General features: G+C 61.1%; 10 protein-coding genes. 1 reads left to right on the forward strand and 9 read right to left on the reverse strand.

Going from position 1 to position 11,623, the window contains the following annotated elements:
• Window positions 1–19: 19 nt before the first annotated feature.
• Window positions 20–805, reverse strand: a complete 786-nt coding sequence (locus tag VE009_RS02335) for a crotonase/enoyl-CoA hydratase family protein (RefSeq protein WP_325005777.1) — start codon at window positions 803–805, stop codon at window positions 20–22.
• A 15-nt stretch (window positions 806–820) separates the two neighbouring features.
• Window positions 821–2,932, reverse strand: a complete 2,112-nt coding sequence (locus VE009_RS02340; RefSeq protein ID WP_325005778.1) for an acetate--CoA ligase family protein — start codon at window positions 2,930–2,932, stop codon at window positions 821–823.
• Window positions 2,933–3,148: 216 nt separating this feature from the next.
• Here VE009_RS02340 and VE009_RS02345 point away from each other — a divergent pair, with 216 nt between their 5' ends.
• A complete protein-coding gene (locus VE009_RS02345; RefSeq protein WP_325005779.1) occupies window positions 3,149–4,342 on the forward strand; it encodes a TetR/AcrR family transcriptional regulator in 1,194 nt (397 codons plus the stop codon).
• A gap of 138 nt (window positions 4,343–4,480) precedes the next feature.
• Here the strand turns inward: VE009_RS02345 and VE009_RS02350 are convergent, their stop codons facing one another.
• From VE009_RS02350 to VE009_RS02380, 7 genes are all read right to left on the reverse strand, one after another.
• Window positions 4,481–5,950 carry a four-carbon acid sugar kinase family protein gene (locus tag VE009_RS02350; protein WP_325005780.1) on the reverse strand — a complete coding sequence of 490 codons (1,470 nt, stop codon included), beginning with the start codon at window positions 5,948–5,950 and terminating at the stop codon, window positions 4,481–4,483.
• A 2-nt stretch (window positions 5,951–5,952) separates the two neighbouring features.
• The gene (locus VE009_RS02355) at window positions 5,953–7,215 is read right to left on the reverse strand and encodes a ribulose-bisphosphate carboxylase large subunit family protein (RefSeq protein WP_325005781.1); all 1,263 of its coding nucleotides are present in this window, start codon (window positions 7,213–7,215) and stop codon (window positions 5,953–5,955) included.
• On the reverse strand, window positions 7,212–7,883 hold the full coding sequence (locus VE009_RS02360) for an aspartate/glutamate racemase family protein (protein WP_325005782.1): 672 nt from the start codon (window positions 7,881–7,883) through the stop codon (window positions 7,212–7,214). The genes VE009_RS02355 and VE009_RS02360 overlap by 4 nt, the downstream gene beginning before the upstream one ends.
• 19 nt (window positions 7,884–7,902) lie before the next feature.
• Window positions 7,903–8,121 carry a hypothetical protein gene (locus tag VE009_RS02365; RefSeq protein ID WP_325005783.1) on the reverse strand — a complete coding sequence of 73 codons (219 nt, stop codon included), beginning with the start codon at window positions 8,119–8,121 and terminating at the stop codon, window positions 7,903–7,905.
• 36 nt (window positions 8,122–8,157) lie between these two features.
• Window positions 8,158–9,774: a response regulator gene (locus VE009_RS02370; RefSeq protein ID WP_325005784.1), complete on the reverse strand. Its 1,617-nt coding sequence runs from the start codon at window positions 9,772–9,774 to the stop codon at window positions 8,158–8,160.
• 66 nt (window positions 9,775–9,840) lie between these two features.
• Window positions 9,841–10,662 (reverse strand): carbohydrate ABC transporter permease, encoded by an 822-nt coding sequence (locus VE009_RS02375; RefSeq protein ID WP_325005785.1) that lies wholly within the window; start codon window positions 10,660–10,662, stop codon window positions 9,841–9,843.
• On the reverse strand, window positions 10,659–11,528 hold the full coding sequence (locus tag VE009_RS02380; RefSeq protein WP_325005786.1) for a sugar ABC transporter permease: 870 nt from the start codon (window positions 11,526–11,528) through the stop codon (window positions 10,659–10,661). Before VE009_RS02380 ends, VE009_RS02375 begins: the two co-directional genes overlap by 4 nt.
• Window positions 11,529–11,623 lie beyond the last annotated feature (95 nt).

The following is an 11,623-nucleotide window of genomic DNA, read 5'->3' on the forward strand; positions in this document are numbered from 1 at the left end:
TCCTCTAATGGTCTAAGCCTTAACGCCCCGTCCAGTTCGGCTTTCGCTTCTCGGCGAACGCTCGCGGCCCTTCTTTCGCATCCTCCGAATTCATCAGTGCCTCCATATAGCTGGCGTTCACCGCCCATGCTTCCTGCGGGTGATCCAGCGGGACATCAAGCCCTTTATAAATGATGTCTTTGCTGATTCGAACCGCGACCGGCGCATTTTCGCAAATTTTTTCCGCAAGCTCCAGGGCCTTCGAGACCACCTCTTCATGCGGAACGACCCGATTGACCAAGCCCCAGCGTAACGCTTCCTCCGCCGTGAGGGCTTCCCCCGTAAAAATGGCCTCCACGGCTACCTTCAACGGGATTTGCCTGGGCAATCGAAGCAAACCGCCGGCCCCGGCGATAATCCCCCGCTTCACTTCCGGCAATCCGAAGCTGGCCCGCTCCGAAGCGACGACCAGATCGCAGGCGAGTGCGATTTCCGTGCCTCCCCCCAAGGCAAATCCGTTGACGGCCGCAATGATCGGTTTATTGATGTAATGCTGTACGATGCCCGCAAACCCCCAATGGTCCCCTTCCGGAACGATCGATCGACCGGCAGCCACCTCCTTTAAATCCGCGCCTGCGCAGAACGAACGGTCTCCGGCGCCGGTAATGACGGCGACCCATAGGTCCGGGTCTTGAGCGACCGCTTCCAGCGCTTCGCCCATCTCCCGCCATATTTGCGCGTTGATCGCGTTCATCGCGTGAGGGCGATTTAAGGTAATGAGCGCGGTCCGGCCGCGGCGTTCAAACAATACGGCTTCGAAATTCATTTTTCGGCCGCCTCCCTACTTCGTGATCAAACCATCCAATGCCATGACCCCTTGCCCCTGCGGTCTCACGATCAGCGGATTGATTTCCATCTCATCCCAGCGGTCCCCGAGCGACACCGCCAATTCCGATATTTTTGAGATGACGTTGGCCAGCGCGTCGACGTCGTATGCAAGTCCTTTCCGCGCTCCCGTAAATAACGGATAGCATTGTAAAGCCTGAATCATTTCAAGCGCTTCCGCCGGCGTAAGCGGAGCTGCTTTCTGTACGACATCCTTCAATACCTCGACATAAATGCCTCCCAATCCGCACATCACAATCGGTCCGAAAGCGGGATCGCGTTTGACGCCGACGATGGCCTCGAGGAACGGCCCCTCTACCATCTCTTCTACCAACACGCCATGTACGGACGCGTTCGGTTCGTGTTCCTTCACGCGGCGCAGTACCGTTTCGAAAGCTTCAACTAGCGCCTGTTCGTCAGCCACCTTGAGGATGACCCCGCCCGCGTCGCTTTTGTGCGTGATGTCAGGGGAAACGATTTTCACCGCTACCGGGTATTGCAGTCCTTTGGCGCCTTCAAGCAATTCGAGCCGGTTCGCGGCGACAAAACCTTTGGGAACGGGAATGCCGAACTCGCGAAGCATCGTCTTCACCTCGGGCTCGGTAACGACGCCCTGACCTTCCAGCGCCTCGGCGGCGATCGCAGTCTGGCCGTGCCGCAGCTCGGTCAAGACAGCCGCGCGGCTGCGCTTTTCCTCATAATTTACGAGCTGCCACGCAGCCTTCGCCGCGCCCCTCAACGTAAAATAAGCAGGAATTCTTGCACAGTTCAATTTGACTTTAATGTCGCCCTGCATTTTTTCGGTGGACGTCAATGCCACGATGATCGGCTTGCCGGTCTGCTCCGACACCGAGATGATATCGTCCGCCATCGCATGGCCCATCGGTCCCGGCATGGGAAGATGAGCGATCACGATATCCACTTCCTCGGCTGCGGCCAACGTTTCGACGCAGTGCCGATACAGTTTGTCGTTCCCGGTGTAAGTGGAGGCGATATCCACCGGATTTCCGAGGAAGCAATAGCTTGGCACCATTTCGGCCAGCCGCTGTACCGTCGTTTCCCGAAGCTGAGCCATTCGCAGCCCCAATTCGTCCAGCCGGTCCGCCAGCATAATGCCCGTTGCGCCTGAGCCCACAAGCAGCGCCACGCGGTTGCCCGACGGCTGCTTCCCGCTTCGGAACGCTTTGATGGCATCGGCCATTTCGTCCAGTTCCTCAACGAAGGTGACTCCGTACCTGTCCAGCGCCGCCTGGAACACTTGGTATGAACCCGTCATCGATGCGGTGTGCGTTAAGGCCGCTTTCGCTCCGGAGTCCGAGCGTCCGGCTTTTAAGGCGACGATCGGCTTCCGTTTCCGGATCGCCCGTTCCGCCGCTTGCATTAACGATTTCCCGTCCGGGATCGCCTCCATGTAAAGCCCTATAACGTTGGTGCGATCATCGTCAACGAGAAAATCGAGAAATTCGCAGGTATTCATGTCCATTTGATTACCCGTTGTCGCAAGATAGGAGTAGCCGATGCCCTCCTCCCCGCCCGCCATGAACAGGGTGCCTCCGGACGCGCCGCTCTGGGAGACGATGCCTACATCGCCTTCCGGCGTTTGCTTTAACACGCTCGTCGACATAAAGCTGAAAGCGACTTTATTAAAATTGTTATACGTGCCGAGCGTATTGGGTCCCAGCACGCGGATGCCTTTCTCCTTGCACAGCGCGAAGAGATCGTCTTGTTTCTGTCTTCCATCTTCGCTGATTTCCGCGAACCCCGAGCTAAAGATGACGATGTATTTCACATGTTTCTCGATGCAATCTCGAATGGCTCCTTCGACCAAATGGCTGGCGACGGCGACGATCACGACCTCAATTTCGTCGTCGATCGCTTGAAGGGAAGGATAGCAAGGAAAACCCTCTACTTCCTCGTAGCGGGGGTTCACGGCGTAAACGCTTCCAAGAAACCCGATATCCGCGAAGTTTCTAATAGCCGTATGCCCGATGCTCCCGACCGTTTTCGAGGCGCCGACGACGGCGACGGTCCGCGGGGAAAAGAAAGCGTGTAACGAATGTTCTGTCATTAACCCTAGCCTCCTTATCGTTTTAGTGTGTTGTGTAATTGGAAGGTTGTAGTTTATTATGGAATCACCGACCAGCTTAAACAATCAGCAAAAAACGCGAAGCTGTAGTGTAACAGATACTTTCCACCGGAGTGTATATCTATCTTCGCAAACTTCTACAAAACCCGATCGCGTTGTTGTAACCGTTTTCTCCAGGGATTCGAGGGGGTTGAACAAGTGGAAACTAAAGGGGAGTTTCATGACCGGAAAACGAAAATGACGCGCAGCCGCATCAAGCAAGCGTTGATTTCGCTGATCGGCGAAACGAACTATGCCGGCATCACGATCACTGACATCTCCGAACGGGCAAACGTCAACCGAGCCACCTTCTATGCTCATTATCGAGACAAGGATCAAGTTCTCGATGAAATCGTATCCATGTTCTTAGACGGCTTAATGGATAAATTCGATACTCCTCGCACGACGGACATTTTCACGCACATCCTGGAACACGTTTCGCTAATGAAAGCATTGCTCTCGGATAAACATTTAAAAGATCGTTTCCACAAACAAATGTCGCAGGCTCTCAAAAGGGCTTATTCCGAAAGGCTGACGCTCCTAACCGCCAATGACGAGAAGATGTCAAGCGAGACGGAGGTGTACAACACTTACGCCGGCTCGGCCACATTGGGGATGATCGAATTTTGGTATAAAGACGATTTTCGCCTGTCTCCCGCCTACATGGCGGAGCAAATTACCGGTATCGCCGCCCAAAGACCCCATCGGTACTTGGATACTTTGATTTACATCGAAAGAACGATCGAAAGAAAACCGAAGGTGAGCGACCGAAGAATCGAACGAACGCGACTGCTGCTGCAAAACGCGTTGCTAACCCTGCTGCGAGAGAAGAGCTTCGGCGATATTACCGTACAGGAAATTTCGAAACGAGCCGACGTCCACCGCGTGACGTTCTATGCGCATTACAACGACAAGGAAACGCTCGTCGAAGACATTACCCGAAAGACGCTTGCGGACTTGATCGAATGGATGCATGACGCCATAGAGCGCAAGTCGCGCCTGTCTTACGCCCGGAACGAATGTTTGTCCACGCTGCTTGCATTCTTTACCTTCATCACCACTCATTCCGATCTCTTTTACCTCGCATTGAACGACAATAAAATACCTGGGTTTCGCGCCGCGATGTTCGATGCCTTGCAAGTCTATTTCGCAAGGGGTCTCGCCAAAGCGCACACGCAATACAGCTCTATTCACCCGGAGATTTATAGCCATTATATCGCTTCGGCGCTGCTGGGCGTGGTAGACCATTGGCTCAGTGACGGAATGCGTTATTCCCCCAGCCATATGGCTGAAATTTTAACGGAAATCATCAACAAAATTCCCCAAAAAACGATCTATCATCGCTCGTATTAAGGTACCTGCGCACTAACTAAAAAGCTATGGAACGGCGAAATGAAACATCGCCGTATCCATAGCTTTTGCGTTACCTATGCCATTGCAGGTGTGCCGAACGACGCCGCGCTTTCGTCGAGCGGCCAAACTACGACCCGGTTAGACTTGGACTCCGGAACTGCCAACCGACTTCCCTAACCGGACCTCCTCGAAGAAGTCGGGGCCGCCGATCTGCCCGCCCTTGAGCACCAGCTCCAGCCCGTCGAATACGGGGTCGGCGGAATACGCCGCGCATAGCGGAGCGCCCGGCGTGAGCGCCGCCTTGCATTCCAAGGCGTAGACGCCGAGCTCCCGAGCGACGTACCCGGAGGTGTCGCCGCCGGCGATGAGCAGCCGCGTCAGTCCCGCAGCCGCGACCAGCTCCCGGGCCAAGGCGCCGAGCGCCGAGCCGAGCACCCGGCTGCTGTCCTCGGCGCGCAGCCCGAGCGCGGCCAGCTCGGCGCGCGCCGCGGCGATCGCCTCGTCGCCCGGCCCGAGGGCCGAGTACAGCAGGACGCTGCGCCCGGCGTCCAGCGCCGCGGCCGCTTCGGCCCGCAGCCGGCGAACGGCCGCGTCCCGGAGGCCGGGATGCGCGAGCTCGCCCGCCGGCACGCGCAGGCCGACGTAGCCCGCCTCGAGCGCGCGCGCGATTTGCCGCTCCGTCGCGGGGGAACAGCTGCCGGACACGACCAGCAGCCGGTCGGTCGGCGCGGCGTCGCCCGCGCCGACAGCCCCGGCGTCGCCGCCGGCAGCCGCGCGCCCCGAATGCCCGGCCGACTCGGCCATCGCTTCGGCGAGCGCGTACTCGATGCCGGACGAGCCGATCGCGAACAAGGAGTCCCCGTCCCCGACGCGGCTCGCTTCCTCCCATATCAGCCGGCCGACCTTGCGCAGCCGTTCGTCGTCCAGCACGTCGAACAGCACCAACTCCGGCTTATCCCGCGCCAGCAGCGCCTCGAGCCGCGCCCGCACGCTCTCCGCAGAGCCCGATTGATCCAGCACGTCGACGAGGCCGATGCGCAGCTCCGTCTGCAGCGCGAGATGCCGGCGCAGATCGGCTTCCGCCATCGGCGTCACGGGGTGCCGGGACATCGTCGGATGCCGGTCCAGCCGATGAACGGCGCCGTCCGCCGCCGCGAAATGATTGCCGAACACCGTATACCGGCCCAAATACGGGACGCCCGCGACGACGGGCACGAACCGTCCGCCGCCGAACGTCCCGCGCCCGAGCTCCGCCGCTTTCCCGATGCTGCCGACGCGCGGCGACGAATCGAACGTCGAGCACACTTTGTAGTGCACGACGGCCGCGTTCGCGGAGCGGAGCGTCCGGAAGACGGGCGGCAGCTCCCGCTCCATCTCCTCCGGCGTCAGCGACCGCCCGACGCCGGCGACGCCGAAGCATTCGACGTCGCGGAACCGCCCTTCCTCAAGAAGTTCCGGCGTCGGCGGCTCCAGAAACAGCACCGTGCGGAACCCGCCGCGGTAGAGCGCCTCCAGCACGTCCGTCGATCCGGTAAAGTCGTCCCCGTAAAAGCACAACAAGCGGCGCGCTCCTTTCGCGCCGCCCCGATCCGTCATCATGGCGTCCATGCTCAGCCCTTCCCGTATTTCTCGATCGCCCGGCGCAGCGCGGGATGCGAGGCGGCGTGCGCCTCGAGCGGGATGCCCTGCACGGCGGCCTCCCAAGCGAGCCGCATGCTCTCGAAGCCCGCGGCCGGGCCGTCCGGATGCGCGAGCATGCCGCCGCCCGCCAGATGCATCAGGTCGACGCTGCGCAGCGCCTCGTACGTCGCGTGCGCCGTGCCGGCCCACTGCATCGACGACACGACCGGCATCGTCTCGTAGCCGCCGAACATCGGCGTCGCGCACGCGCGGATCGACCGGACGACCGATTCGTTCGATTCGTAAAATTTGCTGTTCAATCCGTTCACGTGCAGATGATCCGCGCCGGCCAACCGGCACAGCTTCTGGTACGCCGTGAACGACATGCCGAGCGCCGGCGAGCGGGTCAGCATGCCCCACTGGTTGCGATGGCCGTGGATCGGCACTTCGCTGAACTCGTTCAAGTACGCGAGACCGGCGAGGCCGATGCTCAGAATGCTCACCATGACGCACGTGCCGCCCGAGCGGACGACCAGATCGTGGTTCCGCTTCAGCTCGCCGATCTCCCCCGTGATGTTGAACGCGTACATCAGCTTCCGACCGGTGGCGTCCGCGGCGCGCTCCACCGCTTCCGTCACCGCCTTCACCTTCGCCTCCAAAGGGGCGAACGGCGGGTTCGCGTTCAGCTCGTCGTCCTTCATGAAGTCGAGCCCGGCCCGCGCCAGCTTCTCGACGAGCTGCCCGAGCTCCTCCGGCGACAGCCCGATGCTCGGCTTCACGATCGTGCCGAGGATCGGCCGGTCGTACACGTCGACCAGCTTCCTCGTGCCCGCCGCGCCGAACTTCGGCCCCCGGTACGCGGCGGCGAAAGAAGGCGGCAGCTCCAAATCTTCCAGCCTAAGACCCGACAGCTCCCGCAGCTCGTACAGATTGCCCGCCACGGCCGACATCAGATTCGGGATCGACGGGCCGAAGTTATGCAGCGGGAACGATACGCGAACGAGCCCGCGGCGATACAAGCCGTCGTGGCCGGAGGGCGGCTTCGCCCCCGGCAGCGTCGGCGCGTCCAGCGGCTCCAGCTCCTCGATCCCCTCCACGACGGCGCCGTGCAGCTCCTTCAGCCGGTCCGTCTCGCCGGGGACGGCGGTGAACGTCCCCGTCGATTGCTCGCCGGCGATGACGGCGGCCGCGCGCTCAAGCGAGTACGGCGTCTCGACCAAATACGTCGCGATGACGCGCTCGTTCCTGCTCATGCCAACCCCTCCAGCACCGCTTTCACGCGCTCTACGCCAAGGCGCGGCGAGGAGAGCACAGGCTTACCGATCGCTTCGCGAAGCTTCTGTTCCATACGCGCCATCGAGCCCTGCGCGAGCACGAGCACGTCGGCTTCCGCCGCGACGCGCACCGCGGTTTCGAGCAGCAGCCGGTCGTGCTCCTCCGGCCGCCCGGACACGAGCGCGTCGAACGCGCCAGCCGCAAGGCCGTCGACCAAAGCGACGGAACGGCCCGCGGCGTCGGCGTGACGCTGAATGAGCCGCATCGTCGGCTCCAGCGTCGACGGCAGCGTCGCGAGCACGGCGATGCGGTCGTACTGCGCCGCGGCCTGCGCCGCCATCGCGTCGTCGATCTTGACGATCGGTACGCCGATGAGCCGCCGCGCGTCGTCGGCGACCTCGCCGACCGACGAGCACGTATTCAAAATGACGTCGGCGCCCAGCTCTTCCGCGCTGTGATAATAGCCGACGAGCCGGCGGGCGACGGACGGCGGGATATGCCCCGCGCGCACGACGTCGCCGATCAAGCTGTCATCGATAATGTTAACCAGTCGAACGTCCGGCAGCAGCTCCTGGAACACCGCCTTGAGCGGCTCCGCCAAGCCCTGCCCGGTATAAACGGCTGCGACGGTTTTTTGCTTTTCCATACGAATTCCCTCTCCTTCGTCATCGATAGTCGCCTTCGCGCATCGGCGCTTTGTCATACACCTTGCGGCCGCTGTACAGCGGCTTCTTCGTGCCTTTCGGCGTTATGCCGACGACGTCGTCGCCGCGCCATTCCGCCTCGAACGTCTGGCCGACCGCGTTCTCGATCGTCTTGCGAATGCTAATCGGGAACTCGACCGTAATGCGCTCCCCGGCCTGCGCGGACCGAGCAGCAAGCAATGTTTATTCACCCAGCGGCTCGGCTCCCGTCCGTGACTAGGATCGCGGCGCTCCTAGCTCCTCGGGTTTGCCGCGTGCGGCGGCGGATTCCCTGAATTCGCCGATCGTCATGCCGGTTTTCTTTTTGAAAATTTGACTGAAGTACCGGTAATCCTCGTACCCTACCATCTGGGCGATTTCGTAATTTTTGTAGGTTTCCAGCTTCATCAGCGCTTTCGCTTTCTCGATGCGCACGTCCGTCAAATAATCGACGAAGTTGCGCCCGGTCGACTTCTTGAACAGCCGGCTGAGGTAATCCGGGTTCATGTAATGCATGGCGGAAATCGTCTGCATCGACAACGGCTGATCGTAGTGCGCGGCGATCCATTTCTCCACCTCGCGCACGATGCGATCCCCCTGCTTCTCTCCCGAGCGGTTGTAATGCGCGAGCAGCGCCGGCAGCAGCTCCTTCTCGAACAGCGCCCGCAGCGAGTCGGGATCGTTCCTCCGCGCGATCGCTTCGGCGCAGGCGGCGGGAGACTTGCCCGCCACGGCGTCGAACCGGGCGCCCCCCTCCCGCAGCTGCTTCTCGATCGAATGCAGCAGCACGTTCGCGCCGCGCTGCATCGAATCGACGGTCGAGCCGGGCGTCGTCAGCCGGGCGAACAGCGCGTCGAAATATTCGGCCGCCACGCCCGGGTTGCCCGTTTGGAGCGCGAGCAAGAACGAATGCTCCGCTTCCGTCGGATACGCGCCCCCGGCGGACGGCGAAGGCGGATAGCCCAGCAGCGCGCCGAACGCGTGCAGCGGCCTATGCAGCAGGGCGACGCGCGCCTCGCGGTACGCCTGCCGCAGCTCCGCGGCGCTTTTCCAGCCGCCTACGCCGAAGCTGAAGGACGGCGCGCCTTCGAGCTGCTTCGAGAGCTGCTGCAGCAGCGCGCCCAACCGCTGAAGGCCGGCTTCGTCCGGCTTCTCCGCGGCCAGGGCGAGCACGAACTCCCCGGTCTCGGTCGGCGCGGCGGTCGCGAAGAAGTCCCACCGTCCTTCGAAGAGGAACGGCTTCTCCTTCTCGAGCCGGTCCCGGACCGAGCGGAGCAGCTCGCCGATGCAGCCGCCGTTACCGAACGCATCCGGCAGTCCGGCGATCGCGAGCGTGCGCCCGACGGACCACCAGGCGGGCAGCTCGCCGGCCGGGGGCGGCGCGGGCTCGGCGGCGTCCGCGTCGCTCGGGCGGAACAGGACGCGCCGCAGCCACTCCTCCCGGTGATCGAGGGAAGCCCGCCGCTCGCGGCGATCCCGCTCGTCGAGCTCGGCGACCGCCTTCTCGAGCACGGCGTGAAGCTCCTCCTTCTTCACGGGCTTCAGCAAATATTCGAACGCCCGGTTCCGGATCGCCTCCCGCGTATATTCGAAGTCCGAATAGCCGCTGACCACGATCGTGATCGTGTCCGGCAAGTCGCGGTTCAGCATGCCGAGCAGCTGCCGCCCGTCGAGGCCCGGCATCCGCATATCCAAGAAGAGAATGTCCGGCTTCACGCGCAGCGCTTCTTCGTAGCCTTCGACGCCGTCCGCCGCTTCGCCGGACAGCTCGAGTCCGAACCGCTCCCACGGAATGAGCTGGATCAGCCCTTGACGCACCCATCGTTCGTCGTCGACGATCATCGTTTTCCGCATGCTTCCACCTCCGCCTTCCCCTCGCTTCGGAGCCGGACCTTGAGGCACAAGGCCCGGCCGCGCAGCTCACCCCTTCAGGGAGCCCGCGGTCAATCCATCGATGATATAGCGTTGAAGCAGCAAGTACACGACCAATACCGGCGTCACGACCATGACCATAAAGGCGAACACGACGCCCCAGTTCGTGCTGTACATCGTCACGAAATTAAACACCTGCATGACGATCGTCCATTTCGTACTGTCCGTCATGAGATAGAACGGCCCGAAGAAATCGTTCCACACCGACACCATCACCACGATCGTGACCGTAATGAGCACCGTGACGAGCAGCGGCAGCACGATGCTCCAGTACAGCCGGAAAAATCCGCAGCCCTCCAGCAGCGCCGCTTCGTCGAGCTCTCGCGGAATCGATTTCATAAAGCCGACGAGCAGGAAGACGGCGAACGGCAGCAGCACGGCCGTGTAGTACATCACAAGGCTGAAATACGTGCCTTTGATATGGAGATCTCCCATCAGCTTGATCGTCGGCACGATCGAGACGGGCACGATGAGACCCAGGATGAACATGTAAAACACGGCCCGCACGAACTTCGTATCCCTGCGCTGAATGACGAACGCCGCCATGGACGCGAACAGGTTGACGCAAAACACGGTCAGGCCGGAGATCAAAATGCTGTTTTTAAACCCGCGGACGATGTTCCCGGTCTTGAACACCTCCAAGTAATTTTCGAACTGCCACGAAGACGGCAGCGTCAGCTGGAAAAGCGCCGACTCCCGAATGTCCTTGAAGGAGTTGATCAGAATGAGCAGGAACGGGACGAGAATGACGAGCGCGCACAATATCGCGATCGTCTCCAGCGCGAGAAGCCGCATGCGATTCGCCGTCACATCTCCACCTCCCTTTTCTTCATCGCCATGAGCACCGGAACGCCGACCAACGTCACGAGCGCGAACAGCACGAGGTTGACCGCCGTCGCATACCCGAATTCGCCGGAGCTGAACATGCTGCGGATGTACGTGTAAAACACTTCGGTCGTGTAGCCCGGTCCGCCTTCCGTCAGCGCCATGACCATTTCGAACACCTTCATCGAGCTGATCATCGACAGCAGCACGTTGACGGTGAACGCCGGCGCGAGCAGCGGGAATACGATGTGGCGGAAGCGGCTCCAGTAATTCGCTCCGTCGATCGAAGCGCTTTCCGTTAAATCTTTAGGAATGAACTGCAGGCCGGCCAGATACACGACCATCGCGAACCCGGCCACCTTCCAGATATCTGTCACAATGATGGAAAACAGCGCGTACTTCGGATCGTTCAGCCAGTCCTGCGCGAGCGTAGACAGGCCGATGCCGTGAAGAAACCGGTTGACGATGCCGTGCTCGGGATGGTAAATCGCCCGGAAAATGTAGCCGATCACGAGCGGAGCGATGACGTAAGGCATAAAGAAAATGGTGCGAAGCACGTTTTTCGTTTTCAACGCCTCGTTCATCACGAGCGCGAGGGCGAGGCCGACGACGTTTTGCAGCACCGTGACGCACGCCGCGAACACCAGCGTGTTTTGCAGGGCCGTTTTGAGCCGGGGCTCTTGGAAGAGCGCCGCGTAATTGTCCCATCCGATAAATTTGATTTCGTCTGCGTTAATGTTCCAATCCGTAAAGCTGTAGTACACTCCGATCGCGGTCGGCGTCATGAAGAACAGCAGAAACACCGCGAGCGCGGGAAACAAAAAGTACAACGGATATCGATACCCGCCCATGCCGTCCCCTCCCATCTAAGCTGCTTAGGGCCGCCGGCCGGAACGTCCGGCCGGCAGCCTCAGCTCCGCAGCGGCGAGTCGCAGAAGTAGCGGCC

The sequence above is a fragment of the Paenibacillus sp. genome, assembly GCF_035645195.1.
GTDB lineage: Bacteria > Bacillota > Bacilli > Paenibacillales > YIM-B00363 > Paenibacillus_AE.